The following is a 22,762-nucleotide window of genomic DNA, read 5'->3' as shown; positions in this document are numbered from 1 at the left end:
TCTAGAATCCGGGGCAGTGAAATTTGCTCTTTCGTAACATCGGTCTGGCTGTCTATGGTCAGGCAAGCAGATGAAGCCGGTTGAGTTTCAATCAAGACCTTTGCTGGAGATGATGGCATGAGCGTCGAAGTTCGTCCGATTGAAGAGGAAGACCATGGTGCGGCTCGCCAGCTGCTGACCGAAAGGTGGACAGGGCCGGAAATACTTCTCGACGGTCAGGTTGTCGACGCATCACGGCTCCCAGGCTACATCGCAATAGCCGGGTCGGAAGTCGCTGGCCTGGTCACAGTCATCAAGCGTGCGCAGGAATGGGAAATCCTGACACTCGACTCCCTGAGCCGATGGGGAGGTACGGGAACCTTGCTGCTTGACGCGGTGGTCAAGGAGGCCCGCGATGCGGGCATGAAACGCCTGACGGTCAGAACCTCCAACGACAACCTCGACGCTTTCCGCTTCTATCAACGACGTGGTTTCCGGATGGAGCGTATTGCTCCGGGTGTTATCGACAAGGAGCGGGAATTGAGGTCCGAAATCCCGATGCGCGGAGACTACGGGATTCCGATCCACGACGAAGTCCTCTTTGCGCGCTCGCTCTGAGAGACCTTGCGTTTGCGTCACCCCTTCTGGGGGCGGCGCTCCTGGAACACCTTGCTCTTGAAGCAGAATACGGTTTCCCCGTGCTGGTTCACGCCGCGATTGTCGCCGTGCACAATGCCCCATTCGGGCCGGCTCGCAGTCTCGGTCTTTTCTGTTATACGGCGTGTGTAGGTTACGGTGTCGCCGACATAAACCGGCCTCAGCCACTTGAGATCCTCCAGGCCCGGTGAAGGGCCGGTCTTCGCGACCGGATGTCCTTGTGCTGCAGCTTGGGCAGCCAATTCCTGCGTCTTCAGCACCAACAGCCGCATGAAAATCGAAGCCGTGTGCCATCCGGAAGCGCACAGCTTTCCGAAATGGGTCTGCGCGGCGCCTTCATCGCTGAGATGATAAGGTTGCGGATCGTATTTCTCGGCAAACCGGATGATATCCTCACGGGTGAACGTGTAGCTGCCGAGTTCCTGTTCGTCGCCGATCTCAAGGTCTTCGAAATAGTCGATCATCCTCCGACCTCGCGGCGTGCGAAAAGGGCAGGGTTGTCGTAGGTCATCACCGGAACGCCGTGCTGGTTCCTTGTTTCAAGCCGCATGGTGACCACACCCAGATTGGGCCGGGAGCGAAGCGGGCGTGCCGCGATCACTTCCATGCGTGCGCTCAGCGTGTCTCCGGCAAAGACCGGTTTGCGCCATTGCAGCTTCTCGATTCCCGGGGCCCCTTGGCAGGAGCTCTGGTTCAGCAGGCCGAGGGCGAGAAGGCGCATGGTGATCGATGCCGTGTGCCAGCCTGAACTCGCCAAGCCGCCGAGTATCGAGGCCTTGCCGGCTTTTTCATCGAGATGGAAGGGCTGGGGATCGAACTCGCTTGCAAATTCGATGATCTCTTCGCGGCTGACCGTATAGCTGCCGAGTTCGAAGGTGAGGCCCGGTACCAGGTCCTCGAAATAATATCGCTTCGTCATGGGCGGACATTATTGAAATGCCGGTCATGCCTCCAGCCATTTCAGTGACTGTACTCACTGAATTCTCCTGAAGCACAGAGGCGGATTCTGGCACGTGTTCCCGAATGGGAAACGAGCCTCAAAAGAACGTTGGCAATCCTTGGCCCGGACCACCCGCGACCACCCAATCCCTGGCTGCGAGAACGAGTGCCCCTTGGCGATACCGTCGCCAAGGGGCAGATCTCAGTCGTTGGACAACTGGCTATCGCCAATCGCCGGGCAGACCGTTCATCTCGGCAATAAAGTCGCTGAGCATTGGGACGTGCCGTTGGCCCTGGCCAGACGCTTCCATCGCAGCAAAAGCATTCTTCACTACCGCCTGGATCGCGTTCACCGCCCCAACGCTGTTGGCCATGTTCGCAAGGTAGCGCATGTCCTTGTGGGCGTTGGTGATCGTGAACTTGTGGGCGTTCTCGTCGCGGTCGACTGCATACTTCATGAAGGTTTCGTAGAAGCCGTTTGCCATGCGGCCCTGTCCGACAACGGAATGCACCTGTTCGACCGAGAGGCCGGACCTGCGGGCGATTGCAAGCGCTTCGGAGTAGATGACCGCATACCCCATGCTGATGAAGTTGTTGATGAGCTTCATCTTCTGGCCAAGTCCGACCTCTCCGAGGTGGACGATGACCTTTGCCCAGCATTCCAGCACCGGCTTGATCCGCTCAAAGGTCTCCGGTGCGGCGCCGACCATGGTGTCGAGGGTCCCTTCCTCCGCTTCCTTGGGCGTGCGCGACAGCGGAGCGTCGGCGAAGTCCATGCCGGCGGCTTTCAGGTCAGCAGCGACTTGCAGCGTGGAGACGGGGTCGGAGGTCGAGCAGTCGATGACCGTCAGTCCCTTCTTGCCGGACGAGAGGATACCGTTTTCGCCGCGGATGACCTCCTCGACCTGCGGGCTTGCAGAGACGCACAGATGGATGATGTCGCACTGCTCTGCCATCTCGCGCGGCGTCTTCACTTCGGTCGCTCCGCGCTTGATCAGGTCCTCGACGGGTTCCCTGTTGCGGTGACCCATGATCACGAGCGGATAGCCCTTCTCGACAATGTTCTTGGCCATGCCATGGCCCATGAGCCCGACACCGATGAAGCCGATTACCGGTTTTGCCATTTCAACTACCTCCCACCTGGATGACTTGCGGGCTCCTCAGCCCTCAACGTATTTTCGCCAATCATGCTCTTCCTCGAAGCCAAGGACTTCGCGGATCTTGCGGTTTGAAAACAGTGCTTCATGCTCACCCAGTTCGCGGGCCAAAGGCACGTTCGGGAAGAAGCGTTTCAGGATTTCGGAATTCGGAATGTTCACCGAGTTGGTGTCGTTGCCGGCGTTAAAGACCTGATAGCCGAGGCCGTCCTTATGCAGGCAAAGATCGACGATCTGACCCAGATCGCGGGCGTCGATGTAACAGAAGATGTTCCGGCGGCGCTGAGCCGGGTTTTCGAAGAAGTCCGGGAAGCGGTCATATTCGTGCGGCTCGATGACGTTGCCGATGCGAAGTGCATAGATGTCAAAACCGGAGCGACGCTGGAAGGCGCGGGCAGTCTGTTCGTTCACCACCTTGGACAGGCCGTAGCTGTCCATGGGATCGACATCGTAGTCTTCCTCGACCGGCAGGACCTTCGGGTCGACGACGCCGTCGGCGAAACAGACACCGTAAGTGGTCTCCGACGAGGCGATGATGATTTTCTTGATACCCAGTTTCACCGCCGCTTCTATGACATTGTAAGTGCCAACGGTGTTGACCGCGAAGGTCTTGTTGTCCGGATGGATGAGAATGCGCGGGACCGCCGCGAAATGAACGACCGCGTCAAACGACGGAACACCGTTTCCGGGTTCGAGTTCATCGAAGTTGGCGTAGCTGGTCATGACGTTGAACATCTCGCCGGATTGGGTGATGTCGGCGGTGAGATTGTCAACGCCCGGATGGTCCAGCGGATTCAGGTCGACATTGACGACCCTGTGTCCCCTATCCAGCAGATACGGGATCACATGACGCCCAGCCTTGCCCGTGCCACCGGTAAAGAGGATACGCTTCGGCTTTGTGGTGCCGGATCCGGTCATGAGAATGCTCCTGTGTCTGATGTGCGTACATCATCTCCATTTTTGGAGACGGTTTCCAGAGCGGCGTGACGTTGTGCCATGGAAAAGATGTTGTGACGCAGGAACAGAAAAGGGCGGGAAAATCCCGCCCCATTGTTTTTGCACGGTGCCTGGTGTCAGTAGAGAAGCCAGACCAGCGACAGAGTGATACTCGGGAAGAAGACCAGGATCACCACGCGGACCAGATCGGCCGTGACGAAGGGAATGACACCCTTGAAGGTCTCCGCGATCGACACGTTCTTCGCCAATGCGTTGATGACGAAGAGATTCATGCCCACAGGAGGCGTGATTAGTCCGACTTCAACGACGATCAGAACGAGAATGCCGAACCAGAGGCCGAAGTCTGCGGCGGGCATGCCGAAATCCAGGCCGGACATGATCGGGAAGAAGATCGGCACCGTCAGCAGGACCATGGACAGGCTGTCCATGACACAGCCGAAAACCAGATAGAGCAGGAGGACGATCGTCAACACGAGCCACGGGCTGAAGCCTTGGGTGGCGATGTAGGTCGATAGCTCCTGCGGCAGCTGGGTTGTCGCAAGGAACGCATTGAAGAGGCCCGCTCCCAGAATGATGGTGAAGATCATGCCGGTCGAGGTCGCAGTGGAGAAGATCGCCTGAACCAGGGACTTTATAGTCAGGGACCGGTTGGCGAGGGCGACCAGCGCGGTGCCTGCTGCGCCGATCGCCGCGGCTTCGGTGGGTGTGAACCAGCCCGTGTAGATGCCTCCGATGACCGCGGTGAAGATCGCCAGAACCGGCCAGATTGTCAGGAGCACCTTGAAGCGCTCCAGATAGGGCACGCGTTCGCGTGTCTTGCCCGTATCACCGGTGATGCTCGCGTAGATGTAGATCGCGATCATGTAGCTGATGGCGGCCAGAATGCCCGGAATGAACGCGGCCGCAAAAAGCTTCGCAATGTTCTGTTCGGTCAAAATGGCGTAAATGACGAGGATCACCGACGGCGGGATGAGGATGCCGAGGGTGCCGCCGGCAGCAAGCGCGCCGGTCGAGAGGGCGCCTGAATAGCCGTATTTGCGCAGCTCGGGCAGGGCGACCTGACCCATGGTTGCGGCCGTTGCAAGCGAGGAGCCGCAGATAGCACCGAAGCCGGCGCAGGCCCCGACTGCAGACATGGCGACGCCGCCCTTCTTGTGGCCAAGCCACGCCTCGGAGGCCCGGAACAGGCTCGACGACATGCCGCCGATTGTGGCGAACTGGCCCATCAGCAGGAACAGCGGGATGATCGACAGCGAATAGCTGGAGAAAGTCCCGTAGGTCATGTGCTTCAGCTGGGCAAAGGTCATCAGGGTCGTGCCGTTGAGCACGTAGCTGCCGCCGATGCCGACGATGAACATCGCCAGGCCGATCGGTATACGCAGGAAGATGAGCAGGAGCAGGACCGGGAATGACCAGAGGCCGATTTCAAGTCTGGACATCAGGACCTCACGAAAGAGCGCGTTTCAGGCTGCATCCCAGCTGATAGATGCTCACGATTGTAAAGACGGCTGCTCCGACCATGCAGGCCGCGTAGGCTTGCCAGATGTCGATTTGCAGGATGAAGGTGGTTTCGAAGTAGGACTTCTTGTCCAGCATGCCGAGCCAGAGCCGCCAGGCGATCAGGGCGGCGACCAGTAGGAACAGAAGGTCCGAGATCACGTCGATCCAGCGATTGGCACGTTCGCCGATCCGCCCGGCGAACAGCTCGACCGTCGCGTGGCCGCGCTGGAGATGGCACCAGGGCAGAAAGGCGAAGACCGCGAAGGCCATGCCGATCTCAACCATCTCGAAGTCGCCTTCCACGGGGCCGAGGCCGAGCGAGATCAGACCGCGGCCGGTGACGCTGACACAGGTCATGATCACGATGGCGACGAGCACGGCGCCGCCGGCAAGGGCGGTGGCTCCGGCGATCGCCCTGATTCCCTTGCCGAGCAGGGTATCTGTCTTCATGAAGAGGCTCCTTGAGGAACAAGACTGGGTTGCTCGTTCAGCGCCGCGATGGCGAAGCCGGCGATCGCCTTGTACTTTTCCGCATGACCGGCGAGTTCCTCTGCCGGAATGACATCATGGATATTGTCGAACTGGCCTTCACAACGATCTTCGACGACCTGAAGTACGGCGTCCGGGCCGGCTCCGCGGTTGGTCATTACCATTTTTGCGGTGACGGGAAGCATCTCGGTCTCGTAGGCAACGAGGGCCTTATTCGTCATGCCATGCTTGTGGAAGGCCGCTCCAAGCTTGCGCGCGTCGACAATTGCCTGGCTGGCGCCATTGGAGCCAACCGGATAGGCCGCGTGCGCTGCGTCTCCCATCAGAGAGACATTGCCTTCTGTCCAATGGTCGACAGGGTCCCGGTCCACCATCGGGTACTCGTAGACCTTGTCGGCGCCTGCGACGAGCGCAGGAAGATCAAGCCAGTCGTATTGCCAGCCTTCGAACTGGGGCATGAAGTCGTTGACGTCCGCTTCGCGGTTCCAGTCTTCCTTGTTCCAGCCTGCGTCGGGATCGTAGGTGAGTTCCGCAATCCAGTTGATGACCGCGAGGCCAGTTTCCGGGTCCGGCCGTGAAATCGGGTAGGCGACAATGCGCTGTGTCTTGTGGCCGATCATGACCATTGTAGCGCCTGTCCGGAACGGTTTTGCCAATGCCGTTCCGCGCCACAGCACCGCGCCGCCCCACTGCGGTGGGCCCTCATTTGGCTGCATCTGTGCGCGAATGGCGGAATGAATGCCGTCGGCGCCGATCAGTACCGTTCCATCGACCGATGACGTTTCGCCGGTTTTGGTGTTTTCAAGGTGCAGCGTGACGCCGCCTTCGGTGTTGGTAAAGCCGGTGGCGCGTTCCGCGGTCACGACACAGTCGAAGCCCGCCCGCTCGACGAGACGGCGGTAAAGAAGCATCTGGAGCTGACCGCGATGGACGGAATATTGCGGCCAGTTGTAGCCGGCCCAGCGCCCGCGCGGCTCCGTCCAGATTTCCAGACCTTTCTTGGAGAACAGGCCGAATTCCTGTGTTTCCACGCCAATGGATGGAAGGTCGTCTTCGAGCCCGAGTTCGAAAAGTTCGCGAACAGCATTGGGCTGAAGGTTTATGCCGACACCAAGCGGCTTGAGCTCCGCCGCGCTTTCATAGATGCGGAACGGAAGTCCAAGCTGGTCGCAGGTCAGGCCAAGAGAGAGCCCGGCGATGCCGCCGCCGGCAATTAACACTGTCATGTCGTGATTGCGGGCCGCTTTCGCGGCCCGCTCCTGTACTCGGATGTTGGACGAAGCTTACTCGCCGTACTTTTCGATCAGGGTCTTGGCTTTTTCGATGACTGCATTGCCATCAACGCCACGCTCCTTGACCTGCTCGACCCAGCGCGCCACGACAGGCTTGGAAGCTTCCTTCCAGCGATCGACTTCGGCCTGGTCCAGCGTAGCGATCGTGTTGCCGTTCTTCTCGGCAATCGCACGGCCGGGCGCGTCACCAGCCAGCATTTCCTCTGCGGCGAGGGTCGTCAGCTTCATACCGGACTCTGCGTCGATGATGGCCTTCAGGTCGTCCGGCAGACTGTCGTAGCGATCCTTGTTCATCGCCATGATGATGGTCGCCGTGTAGAGCGCTTCCTCACCGGAAAACTCGGTGTGGTTGCTGACCAGCTCGGTCAGCTTGATGGCCGGGGTCACTTCCCACGGGATGACCGTTCCGTTGATGACGCCCTTGGACAGGGACTCAGGGATGGACGGCAGCGGCATGCCGACCGGAACGGCGCCGAGCTCCTTGAGCAGATCGTTGATCACGCGGGTCGGTCCGCGCAACTTCTTGCCCTGCATGTCCTCAAGCTTGCTGACGCCGTCGGCGGTGTGGATCACACCAGGGCCGTGCACCCAGGCGCCAAGCATCTTGACGTCCTTGTACTCCTCGTTCTGGAGATCGCTTTCGACGTATTCCCAGAATGCCTTGGATGTTGCCACCGAGCCCTTCATCATGAAGGGAAGCTCGAACACTTCGGTCTTGATGAAGCGGCCCGGAGTGTAACCGGTGACCGTCATGATGATGTCGACGACGCCGTCACGTGCCTGGTCGTACAGTTCCGGCGGGCGGCCTCCCAGCGCCATCGCGTCGTAGTGTTCGACCTTGATGCGGCCGTTGGACGCCTTTTCGACGTTTTCGGCCCATGGCTTCAGGATCTTGGACGGGACCACTGCCACTGGCGGCAAGAACTGGTGAAGCTTCAGCGTCACTTCCTGGGCGACAGATGTCGTGGTGACGGCTGACAGGGCTAGAGCACCTGCAACGAGATTCCTTGCAATACTTACAGGGCGCATTCTATCCTCCCTTGCGTCCTTCGGTGTTTTCTTGATACTCGATATTGTTTACGATGTAAACGAACTTAACAAATGCTTCCGAACATGGCATTGTACATCGGCCTCTGATCGAGGCTGACGAATGAATTTGAGGCCCAAGGCATTTCAGTTTGATGGCGGACGTGAACTACGGACAGCTCAATGATCTATTGGGGCACCTCCTGCGCTATGCGGTTAACCGCGGCCAGGGTGCGTTCCAGGAGGCGTTCAGCGATGAGGCGGTGACGCCACTGCAGTTCATGATCGTCGAGCTGATCTCCCAGAATCCGCAGATTACCCATTCCGAAATCTGTACGGCCATGCAGACCTCCGCCTCTGTCGTCACGACCACGTTGAAGCCGCTGCTTGCCGACGGGCGCCTGCTCAAGGTTCTGGTCAATGGCGATGGCCGCAAGGCTGGCTACACGCTGTCAAACGACGGCAGTGAATGGTTCGAACGGATCAAGCCCAGAATCGCAGTCAGCGAGGCCCGTCTTGCGGAGGCCCTTACCGATGACGAGCGCGCTGACCTGGTCCGCATGCTCAAGCTGCTTGCTGGCCTTGAAAAGTAATTGCTGCGAGGCTTCATGCTGGAACCGATACTGACCCATTTCTGCGACCTCAAGGTCGAACTTGCCGACATCCGCGAAATGGGACAGGGCCGGGCAGGGCACCGGCGCATCATTCCCATCATCGGCGGTACCGTTACGGGCGAGCGAATATCCGGCACGATCCTGAACCTTGGCGCCGATTGGCAGACCATTTTCGCCGATGGCGTTGCCGAACTGGACACCCGCTACGCATTCGAGACGGATGACGGAGCGCTGATCGAAATCATCAACTACGGCTATCGGCATGGTCCGGCCGAGGTCCTTGCCGCCGTCGGCCGTGGTGAGGACGTGGATCCGTCCAGTTACTACATGCGCACGCATGCCAGGCTTGAAACCGGCGACCCGCGCTACGCCTGGGTCAATCGCATGCTCTTCGTCGGTGCGGGAGGGCGCCGCAAGAACTCGGTCGAGGTTTCTCTCTTCGCCGTCGAGTAGACCGCTACGCGGTTGGCGCTTGTGATTCCTGCCAAGCTTACCCATGATTGCAAAGTTTGCATCCGGAGCTGTCGGGGGGACGCTGCATGGGACAGGGCGGCAAGATCATCAATCACAAGGATGATGCAGGGCAGTGCCAGAACGCGCGCATGCTGGTGGTTCTTCTGCACGGCTACACGAATGGCAAGGCGTCCCTGGCAGGCGTGAAGCACCTCATTGAGCAAACATACCCGGGCGCGACGGTCCATGATCCCGAACTTCCCTACAACAAGACCTTCTGCCGGGTAGGGGCCGCGAAGGTCGTTGCAGACCAGATCGCGGAAATCTCGCGTATCCACGAGGAGGGAGATTTCGACGAGATCGTGATCGTCGGTCACTCGATGGGTGCGGTGATCGGCCGGAGGATTTTCATCGAGGCCTCGGATCTGGAACGCAACTGGCCGGGTCTCTCGGGCGGCCGGCCCGTGTCGCGGGTCGAGCCGGAGCTGGAACACCTCGGTCCTTGTCCCTGGGCACGCAAGGTGTCGCGACTGGTCCTGATTGCAGGGATGAGCCGAGGCTGGAGCATCGACAACGCCAAGTCCGGCATGGAGGAACTGGTCTGGCGCCTGGGCGCAACCTATGGCCACCTGCTTCCGGGCCGGAAACCGACCATCTTCGACATCCGCAAGGGAGCACCGTTCATCGTGCAGACCCGCCTTCGCTGGCTGCAGTTCCTCAACAGCGGTTTGCCCAAGCCCAAGGTGATCCAGCTGCTCGGCACCATCGATGACATGGTTTCTCCGGATGACAGCGTCGATTACGCCGACGCAAACAACTCCGAGCACTTCCGTCTGATCGAGGTTCCGGCGAGCGGTCATGCCACGATTATCGAGGTGGATGTCGCCAAAGGCTCTGACGAAGCTGACCGCCGTATTCGCGAGGAGCGGGCGCGAATCATGACGGCCGTGTTGAGCGATGACGCGCCAGTTCTTGACGAGCGCACGATCGAGCGTGGCTACCTCAACGACGAATTGCCGCCGCCGCGTGACCCGCGTGTGCGCGACCTCCTTTTCATCATCCACGGCATTCGAGACCGGGGGTACTGGACCAAGAAAATCGCGGCGCGGGTCAAACGAAAGGCGGCGGAGGTTGCCGCGCAAACCTACAACACCATTCTGTCCAGAAGTGTTCCTGCCCCTTCCGAAGCTGCCGGTGAAACTCAGGGGGAGGACGCGTTGCTGCGTCATGCGCGCGAAGACTGCGAGACGGCGGCAGAAGGGCGTTCCCTTGTCACCCGCACCCCGAGCTACGGGTACTTTCCGATCCTGCCATTCGTGTTGCCCTGGTACCGGCGGCAAAAGGTCGAATGGCTGATGGATCAGTACGTCGAGGCGCGAACTTCCTACCCGGATGCAGACTTCCACTACATCGGCCATTCCAACGGAACCTATCTTTGCGCGAAGGCCTTGCAGGATTATCCGGCGGCCAGCTTCAGGCGGATCATGTTCGCGGGCAGCGTGGTGCGCAACGACTACGACTGGGTCCGGCTGGTTGAGGCGGGCCGCGTCGAGAAGATTTTGAACATCCGCGCGACATTCGACTGGGTCGTCGCGCTCTTTCCCTATGGGTTGCGTTGGTTCCGGGGCTTTTTCGATCTGGGCGGGGCAGGGCATTCAGGCTTCGAGACGAGCCTCGATGGCAGCGTGCTCTATCAGCTGGACGAGCGCGGGATCAGCAAGTTCGTGCGCGGGGCGCATTCGGCAGGCAAGCGCGAAAGCCTTTGGGACGAGATCTGCGATTTCATCGTTGTCGGCAAGCAGCCCGACGCCACGGATGCCGATTTTGCGGTCGGCCAGCCCTGGTACAGCCGTCTGATCGGCATGCTGGCGCCCTTGTTCGTTCTTGCCGTCGCTGCCGGTGTCTTCTGGCTTGGCGGGCTGCTTCTCTACACGCTTGGCATTGATTTCATGGCTTGGCTGAACGGTGCGGATGTCGGGCAGGAAGCCTCGCTCTGGGATGCCTGGATGGCACAGGGTGGCTTGATCCACGCGCTCGGCCTGCTTGGTTTCATTGCCGTTCTGAGGTTCATCTCACTGCGGTTCTGATTGGTGGCCATGTCTGTCTAGAGCGGCCAGAACATCAGGATTGCAGGCAGGCCCACCGCAAGGACCAGCAGCTCCAGTGGTAGCCCCATGCGCCAGTAGTCACCGAAGCGGTATCCGCCGGGCCCCATGATGATCGTGTTGTTCTTGTGGCCGATCGGCGTCAGGAACGCACAGGAGCCGGCAACGGCGACCGCCATCAGGAAGGGATCCGGATTGACGCCAAGCGCATTAGCGATCTGTACTCCGATCGGAGCCGCGATCAGGCAAGTGGCGACGTTGTTGAGGAAGTCGGAGAGCGTCATTGTGACGGCCATGAGCACAGCCAGCGTTACCCAGGCCGGATAGCCCTCTGTTATCGTCACTATGCTCGAGGCGACCAGTTGGGCGCTGCCTGAAGTCTCGAAAGCCTGTCCGAGCGGGATCAGTGACCCGAGGAGGACGATGACCTTCCATTCAACCGCCTCATAAACTTCGCTGCCACCGATCAGTCCCGCGATCCCGTAAATGAGGACGCAGGCGGCGAGCGCCACCGGAAGGTAGACGAGACCGGACACGGCTGCCGCGATGGCAAGAGCGAAGGCGCCGATCGCCAGAGCTGCCTTGTTGCGCTGGGCGACGCCTGTGCTTCGTCCTTCCAGCGGAAAGACACCGAGCCAGTTGATTGCGACATCCAGGCGCTCCGAGGATCCCAATAGAAGAAGGACGTCGCCCGGTCGCACTTCCATGTGCCGAACGCGGGCATGGACATGTTTCCCCTGGCGGGACAGGCCGAGAAGTGTGACGCCATGGCCGTGGAGGAGGCTCAGGTCGAAGGCCGAGCGGTGAGCGATTCGGGCGTTGTCCGGAACAATGGCCTCTCGCATGGTCAGGCTGCCGCCGGTCAGGCCAGGCTTGTGCTTTTCAGATCCGGCGAAATCAAGCTTCGCCGCACCCATGAAGGCTTCGATGCTCTTTGGGTCGCCCTCGACAATCAGGAAATCGCCGGGGATGATGCGCTCGCGCCATGCAAAACCGCGCAGTCTTGCTCCGTGGCGGATCAGGCCGAGGATGTTGACATCCTTCTCGTCCGCCACCGGGAAGAGCTCGCCGACGGTCAGGGCATTGCTGCTGGCTTCCTCTCCCACCTTGAGTTCGGCGACATATAGGCTTTCGGTATGATCCTGTTTTTCCGTTGTTCGCTTCAGGCGCGACGGCAGGAGGCGCCAGCCTGCCAGGGTCACGAAGACGATTCCTGCGACCGCGACCACGAGACCTACCGGGGTAAAGTCGAACATCGAGAAGGGGGCACCCAGCGCATCCTGCCGATATTGCGCGACGACGATGTTCGGAGGCGTGCCGATCAGGGTGATCATTCCGCCCAGGATGGTCGCGAAGGACAGGGGCATGAGTGACAGGCCAACAGCCCGGCCCGCCTTGTGAGCGGTTTCAATATCGAGAGGCATCAAAAGGGCAAGGGCGGCGACGTTATTGATGATCGCGGACAGTCCTGCTCCGATGAGCGACAGTGTGCCTATGTGACGCGACAGGCCGGCCGAAGCGGACAAGAGCTTTCCAGCAACCAGCTCGATCGCCCCGGAGTTCATCAGCCCTCGGGAAACGATCAGAACCAGTGCGATGATCACGACAGCCGGGTGGCCAAAGCCCGAGAAAACGCTTTCGGTCGGGACGAGACCCAGGATGGTCGCGATGACAAGAGCGCTGAATGCCAGGAGATCATAGCGCACACGTCCCCAGATCAGGAGCGCGAAGAGGAGGCCAAAAAGGGCGAACAGAGCGCCTTGGTCGAATGTCACCTGCTGTCTCCTGTCGTTAATGCATGTAGCCTGGTTTGACTCGTGCCGGTGGTGTCTTTGGCAGGCGAGGGAAAACGAATGACACGGTTGCGGTGCTCTCGAATGGCGGCTCGGCGTGTATGTCGCGTCGCACAACGCTCAGGCTGTTGATCTTTCTAAAATGCCGAAGGGTGTCAAGCGTTGCACGGATCGAGAGGATTTCGACAGGAAGCTGAACTTACCCTTGTAAATACTGACAGGGGTAAGCGTTTGTTCATGATAGTGAGTTAGACCAAGGCACTATTTTTTTGTCGTTTTCCGAGGCTTTCATGTTCACCGATCAACTCACTGCACGCAGGTCCTCCGCCCGCGAACTGGAGCATGCGATTCCGGTCCTGGCACTTGATCTGGACAGCCTGAAGTGCGTCGAGACAAAAGCGGTGAATTTCAGCGACTGGGGGTGCAAGCTGGTGGGGCCAGGCCTTGGTGTTCTCAGGCACAACATTGCTCTGAAGCTGGAAGGCGAGGATGAATTCCAGCGCGGGCGTGTGACAGGGCACAAGACCGAATACGTCACCGTTGTCTTCCAGAGGGACGTGAAACCGTCTTCGGAAAAGCGGGCTGAGCCGCGTTACCCGGTCACGGTCGCTGCCAAGATCAGCGATCTTGCGCGAACCATGGAAATCTCATGCGTGATCACCGATGCCAGCCGATCGGGATGTCGCGTTGAGGGTGAGGGCCTTAAGAAATTGACGGATGACCTGCTTGTCTATGTCGACGGTTTCGACCGGCCGGTCCGCGGGCAGGTCGCCTGGAAGGAAGATCGCAGTGCAGGACTTCGCCTGAACTGGGACGGAGCCAAGAAGATTCGCTGAGACAGGATTGGCCTGTCGGAAAAGCGAAATGCCCCGCACCGATGGCGCGGGGCATTCTTGTATCAGCTAGTCCGGATCGAGGGGCGCTATTGGCGCCCTTCCGCCCGCTTGCCTGTGAAAAGCGGGCCGGCCTGCGTCAGATCACCGAGACGGTCAGCGGTGGCAGTCCTTCAATGTGGGCTTCCATCTTGTCGCCCTTGACGACGGGGCCAACACCGGAGGGTGTGCCGGACATGATCACATCGCCTGCGGCCAGTTCGAAATATTCCGACAGATAGGCGATCATCTCGGGAACCTTCCAGATCATCTGGTTCAGGTCGCCATCCTGCTTCAGGTCACCGTTCACGTGCAGGCTGATCTTGCCCTGGTCCAGGTGACCGATCTTGTCTGCAGGAACAACCGGGCCGGTGGGAGCGGAGCGCTCGAATGCCTTGCCGATTTCCCAGGGGCGGCCCATCTTCTTTGCGATGCCCTGAAGGTCGCGGCGTGTCATGTCGAGGCAGACTGCATAGCCGTAGACATGATCCAGCGCCTTGTCGACCGGGATGTTTGTGCCGCCGGATTTCAGCGCCACCAACAACTCGACTTCATGATGGACGTCTTCCGACTGTACCGGATAGGGGAAGTCGCCGGACTGATCCAGGTTGTCCGGGTTCTTCTGGAAGAAGAATGGCGGCTCACGATCGGGGTCATGGCCCATTTCGATTGCGTGCGCCGCGTAGTTGCGGCCGATGCAATACACGCGGCGAACCGGAAAGGTCCCGCCGTTATCCGCGACCGCAAGTGTCGGTACCTGCGGGCTTTCGATCACATTCATTGCAGAAGTCTCCCCCCTGGAATTCTTGTCGGGTTATGCGATGGCCGTCAGCCTAATCTATTTTGAACCAATCGCAACCAATTTAATGATATTGGTCTATTTTCACGATTTGAGATAAAAATTTGCAATTGATCGACTCATATGCCTATGATTGATCAACCAATGGGGGGAATTGCTCTTGCTTACGCGTCCGGACCAATCCGATCGGGAAGAGGCGATCGCCGCGCTCAGGCAGTTCATTGTCGACCGCGCCTACAAGCCCGGCGACCGTCTTCCCTCCGAGCGGGATCTTATCGTTTCCCTCGGAATGACCCGGACGACCCTGCGCAAGGCGCTCGATAGCCTCGAGCGTGAGGGGGTGATCTGGCGTCATGTCGGCAAGGGAACGTTTGTTGCCTCGCAAGGTGGTGCGGACGGCTCCGACAGCCTTGCCTCACTCGTGCAGCAGATGTCTCCGGTCAAGATGGTCAGGGCGCGTTTGTGCATTGAGCCGGCGCTTGCAGGTGAGGCTGCCGTCAATGCCTCGCGCGAAGCGATTGTCCGTATCCGCTCTGCCATGGAGCGTGCCCAGGCTGCGGAGACCTGGGAAGACTATGAAACCCAGGATGATCTGTTCCATCAGGCAATCGCCGAGGCTGCGGACAATATCCTGTTGTCGTCGCTCTTCGATCAGCTCAACCGGGTTCGACGGGCGGTCGCCATCAAGAATGTGGTTCGCACGTCCGAGCGCCCGGAGCGAGATCACACCAGTTTTGCAGAGCATGCCGCGATCGTCGAGGCGATCGAGACGCACAATTCAAAAGCCGCTTATGACGCCATGCGCCGACACATCGGTTCGGTTTCTGCGCGGCTTTTCGGGGAGGATTGACTTCCCGGACAGTTTTGGACCGCGCCGATAGAGCGAAAACGCCGCGGACGGTCCGAAGGCACGCGGATTGCTTCATCCGCAACTTGGGAGGAAACTATGAAGAGCTTGTTCAAGAGGCTCAGCCTTGCGCTGGGAACCCTGACGCTTGCCTGCGGTCTGGGAACGGCCGCGCAGGCCGCAAAGATCAATATTGCATTGGCGGAAACCCCATCGGCGGAAATGGCGGCCTTCTTCGTGGCGCTCGACCGGGCGAAGGCCAATGGTCTTGACTACGAATGGACTGCGTTTTCCGACGAGGAACTGGCGATCCAGGCTGTCCTCAGCGGTCAGATGGATATCGGCTTCGGAACGCCCTACGCAGCAATGCAGCGCTCCAAGGCACCGCTCAGGATCATCTTTCAGCTCTCGAAGCTGAAGTTCTTCCCCGTCACGTCCAAGAAATACGAGAAGCTGGAGGATCTGAACGGTCAGCCGATCATGCTTCATTCTCGCGGTGGTGGTACGGACTCCATCGCGAACGTGATCGAGGACAAGATCGGCATCACCCTTGGTGAGCGTTCCTATGTTCCGGGATCGTCCAACCGCATCGTTGCGCTGATGGCGGGACAGACCGATGCCACCATCGTCGACCTGTCCAACAAGAACAAGCTGATGAAGCAGGCTGGTGACCGCTTCAACGTCCTGCCGATGTTCGAGGTCGACGCCAGCGACGAGGCGCTTTTCGCAAATCTCGACTGGATCAAGGAAAACGAGAAGGACGTTCAGATCTTCGTTGATGCGCTGGTCAGCGTCTGGCGCGACATGAGCGAAGACCCCACCATCATTTCGAAGGAAACCGATCCGGAAGGCCCGATCGGCCAATTGCCGAAGGAAATTCTCGGCGACCTCGATGCCTTCTATGCCGATGCAGTCGCCGGTGGTCTTTATGATCCCAACGGTGGTGGGCGCAAGGCGGCAAAGGCCGACATGGAATGGTACGCCCAGGCCGGTCAGCTGGAAGGCGATCCTGCATCCCTGAACATTGAAGACTTCTGGTATCTCGCGCCGCTTGATGCGGCAGCTCAGTAACCCCTCATGCCGGGGGCTTTGCTCCCGGCAGACCCTGGTTCTGGAGGTACGGAAAAACAATGGTCAGCCGTTCGCTGCAACTCAAGATCCTGTCGGCGGTCATCGTCTTCGGCGCATGGGAAATCGCCGGAAGGATCCCTGTAAGTTATGCCTTTCCCACGTTCATCGATTCCTTCGCCGCATTGCTGCGCATGGCATTCGACGGCACGCTTCTGGTCGCCTACGCCGAGACCCTGAAGCCGCTGGTGGTGGGTATCCTGATTTCCTCGGTGTTTGGCATCGGCCTCGGTCTGTGGATCGGGCTTAGCGCCAAGTTCGACTGGTTGTTCTCGCCGATCTTCATCGTCATGCAGGCGGCTCCCCTTGCCGCTCTGATCCCGATCCTCGTGATGGCCTATGGCATCGGACTGACGTCGAAGGTCTTTGTCGTGTGCATCATGGCCATGCCGGTCATCGTTCTGAATACGGCAGGGGCGGTCCGCAATACGCCGACCTCCATCAAGGAAATGGGGCGGGCCTATCTCGGGTCAGACCTGGATATCATCTTGAAGATCATCCTGCCCTCTGCTTCGCCGGTCATCTTCTCCGGCCTCCGCCTTGGCATATCTGCAGGGTTCATCGGTGCCATTCTGGCCGAACTCAAGATCACGCCGACGGGGGTAGGGGACATCATCACCTACAGCCGCTCGATTGCCGACTATCCCGCAATGTATGCGGCGATCTTCTCCATCATCCTGCTCGCCGTCCTGTTCCTGAATCTGCTGGAGCGGATCGAGGTCTATCTGTTTGAAGGAAATGTCCGTGGTTATGCCTCAGATTAAGGAAGCTGCGACGCAGCTGGACGTGGCTGCAACCGAAAATGCGGTTGTCGCGCGCAACGTTTCGAAGACCTACGGGAAGGTGGAGGCGCTGAAGAACCTGTCGCTGGAATTCCCGCGCGGGCAACTGACCTCACTGCTTGGCCCTTCGGGTTGCGGCAAGACAACCCTGCTCAAGATCATCGGTGGCCTGCTCGAGCCGACGTCCGGCGAGATCGAGGTCAATGGAGCGCCTGTCCAGGGGCCAGGACCCGACCGGGCCTTCGTGTTCCAGGACTTTGCCTTGCTGCCCTGGGCCAATGTGCTGCGGAACACCGCATTCGGGCTCGAATTGCGGGGTGTTGCCCGCTCCGAGCGGGAGGCCATTGCCGAGAAGTACATTGCCGATGTCGGCTTGAAGGGCTTCGAGAAGGCCTATCCGCACGAGTTGTCAGGCGGCATGCGTCAGCGTGTCGGCCTTGCCCGGGCCTTGTCGGTGGATGCGGACGTTCTGTTGATGGACGAGCCGTTCTCGGCCGTCGACGAGCAGACCCGCCGGAAGTTCCAGGAGGATCTTCTCCATCTGGTCCAGAATGAAAACAAGACCTTCATCTTCGTGACCCATTCCATCGAAGAGGCGGTTTATGTTTCCGACCAGATCGCGATCCTGCTGCCACGGCCAAGCCGCGTGTCCGAGATCATCCGGCCAACCGGCTTCCGGTCCAAGGATGCCGATACGATCCGCCGCGATCCGGAATATCTCGATATCGTCGACCGGATATGGGCGTCCCTGCGCTCCTACGTGGAATAGGAGGGCGTGATGACAATTTTTGGATATCGGCTTCCTGCGATGTCGTCGCTCATTCTGTGGGCGTTGTTGTGGGAAATTGTCGGCCGTATGGATCTGACCTTCTTCATTCCACCGCTCAGCGAAGTCGTGGTGACCCTGTTCGGGGTCATCGGCACGGCTCCCTTCATGAAGGCCTTGTCGGAAACGGCCTATGCCTTCGCGCTGGGCGTCTTCTTCGCGGTGGTCATCGGCATTCCCGTCGGGATCCTGATGGGCAAAAACCGCTTGATCGATGAGCTCCTGTTGCCATGGGTCAACATGTTCCTCAGTGCGCCTTTGACGGCACTCGTGCCGGTGCTGATGGTTCTGTTCGGTTTCGGCATGAAATCGATCATCATCACCACCACACTGTTCGCCATCTGGATCATCATCCTGAATGCGCGGGTCGGTGTCCTTCAGATCAACCGCTCGCTGGTGGAGATGGCCAAGAGCTACGGTGCCAAGCCTTTCGCGGCCTTCTACAAGATCTATTTCTGGGCGGCTCTGCCGGAAATCCTCGGCGGGGTGCGGATCGGCATCATCCGGGCGGTCAAGGGCGTGATCATCGGTCAGCTTTTGATCTCGATCGTGGGCTTCGGTGCTCTCTTCGAGCTCTATGCCAACAACTTCCTGATGGCTCATTTCTGGGCGGTTCTGATTGTGCTGTTCGCCCTGGCCTTCTCGGTGTCCGAGGTACTCGCCTACCTGGAGCGGCGCGTGTCCTACTACGCGGCAAGCCGATAAAGAAAAACCGGCCGGGAATCTCCGGCCGGTCTCCAGAATCCGAAGTGTCCGCTGGCTGTCAGGTGTTGAACTTGAACAGCAGGACGTCACCGTCCTTGACCACGTATTCCTTGCCTTCGTCGCGCGCCTTGCCAGCTTCCTTGGCAGCTGTCTCGCCGCCGAGGGTGACGTAGTCGTTGTAGGCGATGGTCTGCGCGCGAATGAAGCCGCGTTCGAAGTCCGTGTGAATGACGCCGGCAGCGCCCGGTGCCTTGGTGCCCTGGGTAATCGTCCAGGCGCGGGTTTCCTTCGGGCCTGCGGTGAAATAGGTGATCAGGCCGAGCAACTCGTATCCGGCGCGGATCAGGCGATCGAGGCCCGGTTCTTCAAGGCCGATCGTTTCCAGGAACTCCGCCTGCTCTTCCTTGTCGAGCTGGGAGATCTCTGCCTCGATGGCGGCGGAGATGACAACTGCAACGGCGCCTTCCTCGGCAGCCTTGGCCTTTACCTTGTCCGAGAGCGCGTTGCCCTTGTCGGCGGAGGCTTCTTCCACGTTGCAGACGTAGAGGACCGGCTTCGAGGTCAGCAGGTTGAGGCCGTTGAGGATCTTCTTCTCCTCAGGGTCGTCCAGCTTGATCGTGCGCACCGGCTTGCCGTCCTGAAGCAGCGCCAGGGCAGCTTCCATGATCGGGATAACGGCCTTGGCTTCCTTGTCGCCGCCGGTTGCCTTCTTCTTCAGGGGAGGAAGACGGCGCTCCAGGCTTTCCATGTCGGCGACCATGAGCTCGGTCTCGACGGTCTCGGCGTCGGCAAGGGGATCGATGGTGCCTTCGACATGGGTGATGTCGTCGTCTTCAAAGCAGCGCAGCACGTGGGCGATGGCGTCCACTTCGCGGATGTTGGCAAGGAACTGGTTGCCAAGGCCTTCGCCCTTGGACGCGCCGCGCACCAGACCGGCAATGTCGACGAAGGTGATGCGGGTCGGGATGATTTCCTTCGACCCGGCGATCTTGGCGATTTCATTGAGGCGCGGATCCGGAACGCCCACTTCGCCGGTGTTCGGCTCGATGGTGCAGAACGGATAGTTCGCGGCCTGTGCGGCTGCGGTCTTGGTGAGCGCGTTGAAGAGCGTGGACTTGCCGACATTGGGCAGTCCAACGATGCCGCACTGGAAACCCATGGGAGATCGCTTTCGGTTGTCTGGCTAAAACGTTGCCGCTATGTGCCGGAAGGGCGGGCCAAGGTCAAGGGTTTCAGTCCCCTTTGAACTGCCACGCGCGCGAGCCGCGGGCGGAATCTGCATTTCAGGAAACGGCGAAGTCAGTCGTCATTATTCTTGCCGCCGAGAAGCTTCTTCAGCATATCCGCCATAGGGCCGGAACTGGGAAGCTGCGGAGTTCTGCCCTGACGGGCCTGCCGGATATGGCTTTGCCCCTTTGCCTTGGCGGGCCTGGAAGCTGCCACTACAGGTTTGTCGCTGGCGTCGGCCTTGCTGTTGCGGCGGGCCTTTTCAGGTTCCAGAGCCAGGGTCATCTTGTTGGCGAACTGGCTGTCCTTGCCTTCGGCCAGCAGATCGCAGGTGTCGGCGATCTGGGTCAGCAACGGTTCCAGCCAATCGGCATCGGCCTTTGCGAAATCGCCGAGCACATAGTTGGAGACCAGCTTCTTGTCGCCAGGATGGCCAATGCCAAGGCGTAGCCGCCGGTAGTCCTGCCCGATGTGGGTGCTGATGGAGCGCAGACCGTTGTGGCCGCCATGGCCGCCCCCTGTCTTCATCCGGAACTTCGCGGGCGGCAGATCCAGTTCGTCATAGATAACCACCACGTCCTGAGGCTCGATCTTAAAGAAGCGCATGGCCTCGCCGACGGAGCGGCCGGACTCGTTCATGTAGGTGGAGGGCTTGAGCAGAAGCACCTTTTCCGATCCCAGGCGACCTTCGGAGGTCTGGCCCTGAAAGCGGGCTTTCCATGGGGTGAAGCCGGAATGGCGGCGGTGGATTTCATCCACGGCCATGAAGCCGATGTTGTGGCGGTTGCGTTTGTATTTCGAACCGGGATTTCCGAGGCCGACGATAAGCTTCATGGGACAGACCGTTTCGCTTGAAAACCTTCGCGCCAGAGCATCACCTGCTCCAGTGTAGCTGCAAGGGGCAGATACGAAAAAGGGAGGCAGCACGCCGCCTCCCCGGAAACTTCGAAGAACTCCGGCTTACTCTTCGCCAGCTTCTTCTGTTTCTTCCTCTTCATCGTCCTTAACGCCGCCGCCCGGTGCCGCGATCGTTGCAACCGTGAAGTCACGGTCGGTGATCGTCGGGTGAGCGCCTTCCGGCAGGGTCGTTGCAGAGATGTGCAGCGTGTCGCCGATATCGGCCTTGGCAAGGTCGAAGACCAGGGCTTCCGGAATCGCAGTTGCCGGCACGTTCATTTCGACCGTGTGGCGAACGACGTTCAGCATGCCGCCCTTCTTGATGCCCGGGCAGGTTTCTTCATTGATGAAGTGAACCGGGATGTCGACCGTCAGGGTCGTGCCCTTGCCAACGCGCAGGAAATCGACGTGCAGCAGTTCGTCACGAACCGGATGCAGCTGGAAATCCTTGGCGATAACCTGGTGCTTCGCGCCGTCTACTTCGACGGTGGCGATGTGCGTCAGGAAGCCGCCCTTATGCAGGGCAAGAGAGGTTTCCTTCAGCGGAATAGAAATCGGCAAAGCCGGCTTTTTGTCACCGTAGATGACGGCGGGGATAAGACCTTCGCGACGCAGTGCACGAGCGGCCCCCTTGCCCACCCGGTCCCTAGCCGTTGCCTTCAGCTCGTAGCTGCTAGCCATGGCATAACTCCTTCGGATGTCATGAAAATGGACCGGCGTATTCCTAGGCCTTGCAGCCTCGAGATCCGGGATCGGTCCAGATGCGCCTCCTCCAGGGGTGCAGGCGCGCGGGTGCTATACAAGAAAGACCGTGCAGGTGCAAGGCCAACCGTGCTGGCTTGCCTTTTCAGCACAACGAACCGTACCCAGCTTACAGGACGTTTGGAAAAGATGCTTCAAAGTAATTACATTGTTATATTTGCGGATGATATTGCTTAGCATATTCAACATGTTGCGTGTGTATTCTTGTATTGTTGCAACTTTTTGTTGACTTAAATCTATCGCTAAATCGAGTCTGGGTATGTCTTTCTTGGTAATTTCACTCGCATTGCTGTCATTGAGAACATTTAATTAAGATCTTACGCGTGAACTTCTGGGAGTAACCGGAGAGGTGTACCATGAAGTTCCTAGCAAATGCAGTCATGTTCCTCGTGCTCAGCGCGGGGACCGTTCACGCCAACGAATTCCTCGCAGAGCTGCAGGCGCTCGCGAAGGGCAAGATTGCCGAGATCGCGGCCTCTGCTGAGGTGATCGAGGCGGTGAAGGCACAAAACGGCATGACTGCCGGATATGATCAGGCGAAGATCGACGAGTTGGACAAGGCATGGCGCGCCGAAACCGAAGCCGCCGACCAGCCGATGATCGATCAGGTACTGGACAACGCCTTGTCGTCGTATCTTGCAGAGCTGCAAGGCAACAGCGATGGCCTGTTTACCGAAATCTTCGTCATGGACGCCAAGGGCCTGAACGTCGGCCAGAGCGATGTCACTTCCGACTACTGGCAGGGTGACGAGGCGAAGTGGAAGGAAACCTACCTCGTCGGAAAAGACGCGGTTCATGTCGGTGACCTGGAGGAAGACGAGTCCACCCAGCAGCTGCAAAGTCAGGTCAGTGTCCCTGTCACCGATCCGCAGACTGGCGAAAACATCGGCGCCGTGACCTTCGGTGTGAACGTAGAAAGCCTCTAGTGGCTGGGCGGCGGGGCATGCCCCCGCCTC

The 22,762-nt window shown here is 59.4% G+C and carries 23 protein-coding genes and 1 pseudogene; 11 read left to right on the top strand and 13 right to left on the bottom strand.

All coding sequences use genetic code 11. The features are described 5' to 3' along the window. Positions 1 to 117 precede the first annotated feature (117 nt). Positions 118 to 597 carry a GNAT family N-acetyltransferase gene (locus ACN0SY_RS09070; RefSeq protein ID WP_417686521.1) on the top strand — a complete coding sequence of 160 codons (480 nt, stop codon included), beginning with the start codon at positions 118 to 120 and terminating at the stop codon, positions 595 to 597. A 17-nt stretch (positions 598 to 614) separates the two neighbouring features. On the opposite strand, the gene ACN0SY_RS09065 is transcribed toward ACN0SY_RS09070, so the two are convergent. The 8 genes and pseudogenes from ACN0SY_RS09065 to ACN0SY_RS09030 all read right to left on the bottom strand — a co-directional run bounded on the left by ACN0SY_RS09065 (position 615) and on the right by ACN0SY_RS09030 (position 7,999). Next, complete coding sequence (locus tag ACN0SY_RS09065; protein ID WP_417686519.1) at positions 615 to 1,100, bottom strand: MaoC family dehydratase; 486 nt, start codon at positions 1,098 to 1,100, stop codon at positions 615 to 617. Then, a complete protein-coding gene (locus ACN0SY_RS09060; protein ID WP_417686517.1) occupies positions 1,097 to 1,555 on the bottom strand; it encodes a MaoC family dehydratase in 459 nt (152 codons plus the stop codon). The genes ACN0SY_RS09065 and ACN0SY_RS09060 overlap by 4 nt, the downstream gene beginning before the upstream one ends. 241 nt (positions 1,556 to 1,796) lie before the next feature. Further along, a pseudogene (locus ACN0SY_RS09055) lies at positions 1,797 to 2,705 on the bottom strand (NAD(P)-dependent oxidoreductase); the annotation flags it as partial. A gap of 30 nt (positions 2,706 to 2,735) precedes the next feature. Beyond that, positions 2,736 to 3,650, bottom strand: a complete 915-nt coding sequence (locus ACN0SY_RS09050) for an NAD-dependent epimerase/dehydratase family protein (protein WP_417686515.1) — start codon at positions 3,648 to 3,650, stop codon at positions 2,736 to 2,738. A 155-nt stretch (positions 3,651 to 3,805) separates the two neighbouring features. After that, positions 3,806 to 5,128 carry a TRAP transporter large permease gene (locus ACN0SY_RS09045; RefSeq protein WP_417686513.1) on the bottom strand — a complete coding sequence of 441 codons (1,323 nt, stop codon included), beginning with the start codon at positions 5,126 to 5,128 and terminating at the stop codon, positions 3,806 to 3,808. A 7-nt stretch (positions 5,129 to 5,135) separates the two neighbouring features. Further along, on the bottom strand, positions 5,136 to 5,639 hold the full coding sequence (locus tag ACN0SY_RS09040; protein ID WP_417686511.1) for a TRAP transporter small permease: 504 nt from the start codon (positions 5,637 to 5,639) through the stop codon (positions 5,136 to 5,138). Beyond that, the gene (locus ACN0SY_RS09035; RefSeq protein WP_417686509.1) at positions 5,636 to 6,904 is read right to left on the bottom strand and encodes a flavin-dependent oxidoreductase; all 1,269 of its coding nucleotides are present in this window, start codon (positions 6,902 to 6,904) and stop codon (positions 5,636 to 5,638) included. Before ACN0SY_RS09035 ends, ACN0SY_RS09040 begins: the two co-directional genes overlap by 4 nt. A gap of 57 nt (positions 6,905 to 6,961) precedes the next feature. Further along, positions 6,962 to 7,999 (bottom strand): TRAP transporter substrate-binding protein, encoded by a 1,038-nt coding sequence (locus tag ACN0SY_RS09030; protein ID WP_417686507.1) that lies wholly within the window; start codon positions 7,997 to 7,999, stop codon positions 6,962 to 6,964. A gap of 152 nt (positions 8,000 to 8,151) precedes the next feature. Between ACN0SY_RS09030 and ACN0SY_RS09025 the strand changes: the two genes are divergently transcribed. The 3 genes from ACN0SY_RS09025 (at position 8,152) to ACN0SY_RS09015 (ending at position 11,150) form a co-directional block, all read left to right on the top strand. Beyond that, entirely contained in the window at positions 8,152 to 8,589 is a 438-nt protein-coding gene (locus ACN0SY_RS09025; protein ID WP_417686505.1) for a MarR family winged helix-turn-helix transcriptional regulator, read from the top strand. 15 nt (positions 8,590 to 8,604) lie between these two features. Then, complete coding sequence (locus ACN0SY_RS09020; protein ID WP_417686503.1) at positions 8,605 to 9,063, top strand: DUF3237 domain-containing protein; 459 nt, start codon at positions 8,605 to 8,607, stop codon at positions 9,061 to 9,063. 86 nt (positions 9,064 to 9,149) lie between these two features. Next, positions 9,150 to 11,150 carry an alpha/beta fold hydrolase gene (locus ACN0SY_RS09015; RefSeq protein WP_417686501.1) on the top strand — a complete coding sequence of 667 codons (2,001 nt, stop codon included), beginning with the start codon at positions 9,150 to 9,152 and terminating at the stop codon, positions 11,148 to 11,150. Positions 11,151 to 11,167: 17 nt separating this feature from the next. Here ACN0SY_RS09015 and ACN0SY_RS09010 read toward each other — a convergent pair whose 3' ends face one another. Next, positions 11,168 to 12,943, bottom strand: a complete 1,776-nt coding sequence (locus ACN0SY_RS09010) for an SLC13 family permease (RefSeq protein WP_417686499.1) — start codon at positions 12,941 to 12,943, stop codon at positions 11,168 to 11,170. Between the two features lie 308 nt (positions 12,944 to 13,251). On the opposite strand from ACN0SY_RS09010, the gene ACN0SY_RS09005 reads away from it, so the two are divergent. Then, positions 13,252 to 13,797, top strand: coding sequence for a PilZ domain-containing protein (locus ACN0SY_RS09005; RefSeq protein WP_417686497.1), 546 nt, complete (start codon positions 13,252 to 13,254; stop codon positions 13,795 to 13,797). Positions 13,798 to 13,933: 136 nt separating this feature from the next. Here ACN0SY_RS09005 and ACN0SY_RS09000 read toward each other — a convergent pair whose 3' ends face one another. Then, positions 13,934 to 14,614, bottom strand: a complete 681-nt coding sequence (locus ACN0SY_RS09000) for a fumarylacetoacetate hydrolase family protein (RefSeq protein WP_417686495.1) — start codon at positions 14,612 to 14,614, stop codon at positions 13,934 to 13,936. Between the two features lie 178 nt (positions 14,615 to 14,792). Here ACN0SY_RS09000 and ACN0SY_RS08995 point away from each other — a divergent pair, with 178 nt between their 5' ends. The 5 genes from ACN0SY_RS08995 to ACN0SY_RS08975 all read left to right on the top strand — a co-directional run bounded on the left by ACN0SY_RS08995 (position 14,793) and on the right by ACN0SY_RS08975 (position 18,920). Then, a complete protein-coding gene (locus ACN0SY_RS08995; protein ID WP_417686493.1) occupies positions 14,793 to 15,482 on the top strand; it encodes a FadR/GntR family transcriptional regulator in 690 nt (229 codons plus the stop codon). A 96-nt stretch (positions 15,483 to 15,578) separates the two neighbouring features. Further along, positions 15,579 to 16,550 carry an ABC transporter substrate-binding protein gene (locus ACN0SY_RS08990; protein ID WP_417686491.1) on the top strand — a complete coding sequence of 324 codons (972 nt, stop codon included), beginning with the start codon at positions 15,579 to 15,581 and terminating at the stop codon, positions 16,548 to 16,550. A 59-nt stretch (positions 16,551 to 16,609) separates the two neighbouring features. Then, on the top strand, positions 16,610 to 17,371 hold the full coding sequence (locus ACN0SY_RS08985) for an ABC transporter permease (protein WP_417686489.1): 762 nt from the start codon (positions 16,610 to 16,612) through the stop codon (positions 17,369 to 17,371). Continuing rightward, positions 17,358 to 18,158: an ABC transporter ATP-binding protein gene (locus tag ACN0SY_RS08980; protein WP_417686487.1), complete on the top strand. Its 801-nt coding sequence runs from the start codon at positions 17,358 to 17,360 to the stop codon at positions 18,156 to 18,158. The genes ACN0SY_RS08985 and ACN0SY_RS08980 overlap by 14 nt, the downstream gene beginning before the upstream one ends. A 9-nt stretch (positions 18,159 to 18,167) precedes the next feature. After that, entirely contained in the window at positions 18,168 to 18,920 is a 753-nt protein-coding gene (locus tag ACN0SY_RS08975) for an ABC transporter permease (RefSeq protein ID WP_417686485.1), read from the top strand. A 58-nt stretch (positions 18,921 to 18,978) separates the two neighbouring features. On the opposite strand, the gene ychF is transcribed toward ACN0SY_RS08975, so the two are convergent. From ychF to ACN0SY_RS08960, 3 genes are all read right to left on the bottom strand, one after another. Further along, positions 18,979 to 20,079 (bottom strand): redox-regulated ATPase YchF, encoded by a 1,101-nt coding sequence (ychF, locus tag ACN0SY_RS08970; RefSeq protein WP_417686483.1) that lies wholly within the window; start codon positions 20,077 to 20,079, stop codon positions 18,979 to 18,981. 140 nt (positions 20,080 to 20,219) lie between these two features. Beyond that, entirely contained in the window at positions 20,220 to 20,981 is a 762-nt protein-coding gene (pth, locus tag ACN0SY_RS08965; RefSeq protein ID WP_417686481.1) for an aminoacyl-tRNA hydrolase, read from the bottom strand. Positions 20,982 to 21,107: 126 nt separating this feature from the next. Then, entirely contained in the window at positions 21,108 to 21,725 is a 618-nt protein-coding gene (locus ACN0SY_RS08960; RefSeq protein WP_417686479.1) for a 50S ribosomal protein L25/general stress protein Ctc, read from the bottom strand. A gap of 437 nt (positions 21,726 to 22,162) precedes the next feature. Here ACN0SY_RS08960 and ACN0SY_RS08955 point away from each other — a divergent pair, with 437 nt between their 5' ends. Then, complete coding sequence (locus ACN0SY_RS08955; RefSeq protein WP_417686478.1) at positions 22,163 to 22,732, top strand: hypothetical protein; 570 nt, start codon at positions 22,163 to 22,165, stop codon at positions 22,730 to 22,732. Positions 22,733 to 22,762: the final 30 nt, after the last annotated feature.

This window comes from Roseibium sp. (assembly GCF_048261595.1).
GTDB lineage: Bacteria > Pseudomonadota > Alphaproteobacteria > Rhizobiales > Stappiaceae > Roseibium.
The sequence above is the reverse complement of the archived record's forward strand: the minus strand, read 5'-3'. Positions and strand labels throughout refer to the sequence as shown.

Excerpts from the sequence above, each read along its gene's own strand:
- ACN0SY_RS09070 (WP_417686521.1), top strand. The coding sequence starts at position 118 with ATGAGCGTCGAAGTTCGTCCGATTGAAGAGGAAGACCATGGTGCGGCT.
- ACN0SY_RS09065 (WP_417686519.1), bottom strand. The coding sequence starts at position 1,100 with ATGATCGACTATTTCGAAGACCTTGAGATCGGCGACGAACAGGAACTC.
- ACN0SY_RS09060 (WP_417686517.1), bottom strand. The coding sequence starts at position 1,555 with ATGACGAAGCGATATTATTTCGAGGACCTGGTACCGGGCCTCACCTTC.
- ACN0SY_RS09050 (WP_417686515.1), bottom strand. The coding sequence starts at position 3,650 with ATGACCGGATCCGGCACCACAAAGCCGAAGCGTATCCTCTTTACCGGT.
- ACN0SY_RS09045 (WP_417686513.1), bottom strand. The coding sequence starts at position 5,128 with ATGTCCAGACTTGAAATCGGCCTCTGGTCATTCCCGGTCCTGCTCCTG.
- ACN0SY_RS09040 (WP_417686511.1), bottom strand. The coding sequence starts at position 5,639 with ATGAAGACAGATACCCTGCTCGGCAAGGGAATCAGGGCGATCGCCGGA.
- ACN0SY_RS09035 (WP_417686509.1), bottom strand. The coding sequence starts at position 6,904 with ATGACAGTGTTAATTGCCGGCGGCGGCATCGCCGGGCTCTCTCTTGGC.
- ACN0SY_RS09030 (WP_417686507.1), bottom strand. The coding sequence starts at position 7,999 with ATGCGCCCTGTAAGTATTGCAAGGAATCTCGTTGCAGGTGCTCTAGCC.
- ACN0SY_RS09025 (WP_417686505.1), top strand. The coding sequence starts at position 8,152 with ATGGCGGACGTGAACTACGGACAGCTCAATGATCTATTGGGGCACCTC.
- ACN0SY_RS09020 (WP_417686503.1), top strand. The coding sequence starts at position 8,605 with ATGCTGGAACCGATACTGACCCATTTCTGCGACCTCAAGGTCGAACTT.
- ACN0SY_RS09015 (WP_417686501.1), top strand. The coding sequence starts at position 9,150 with ATGGGACAGGGCGGCAAGATCATCAATCACAAGGATGATGCAGGGCAG.
- ACN0SY_RS09005 (WP_417686497.1), top strand. The coding sequence starts at position 13,252 with ATGTTCACCGATCAACTCACTGCACGCAGGTCCTCCGCCCGCGAACTG.
- ACN0SY_RS09000 (WP_417686495.1), bottom strand. The coding sequence starts at position 14,614 with ATGAATGTGATCGAAAGCCCGCAGGTACCGACACTTGCGGTCGCGGAT.
- ACN0SY_RS08990 (WP_417686491.1), top strand. The coding sequence starts at position 15,579 with ATGAAGAGCTTGTTCAAGAGGCTCAGCCTTGCGCTGGGAACCCTGACG.
- ACN0SY_RS08985 (WP_417686489.1), top strand. The coding sequence starts at position 16,610 with ATGGTCAGCCGTTCGCTGCAACTCAAGATCCTGTCGGCGGTCATCGTC.
- ACN0SY_RS08980 (WP_417686487.1), top strand. The coding sequence starts at position 17,358 with ATGCCTCAGATTAAGGAAGCTGCGACGCAGCTGGACGTGGCTGCAACC.
- ACN0SY_RS08975 (WP_417686485.1), top strand. The coding sequence starts at position 18,168 with ATGACAATTTTTGGATATCGGCTTCCTGCGATGTCGTCGCTCATTCTG.
- ychF (WP_417686483.1), bottom strand. The coding sequence starts at position 20,079 with ATGGGTTTCCAGTGCGGCATCGTTGGACTGCCCAATGTCGGCAAGTCC.
- pth (WP_417686481.1), bottom strand. The coding sequence starts at position 20,981 with ATGAAGCTTATCGTCGGCCTCGGAAATCCCGGTTCGAAATACAAACGC.
- ACN0SY_RS08960 (WP_417686479.1), bottom strand. The coding sequence starts at position 21,725 with ATGGCTAGCAGCTACGAGCTGAAGGCAACGGCTAGGGACCGGGTGGGC.
- ACN0SY_RS08955 (WP_417686478.1), top strand. The coding sequence starts at position 22,163 with ATGAAGTTCCTAGCAAATGCAGTCATGTTCCTCGTGCTCAGCGCGGGG.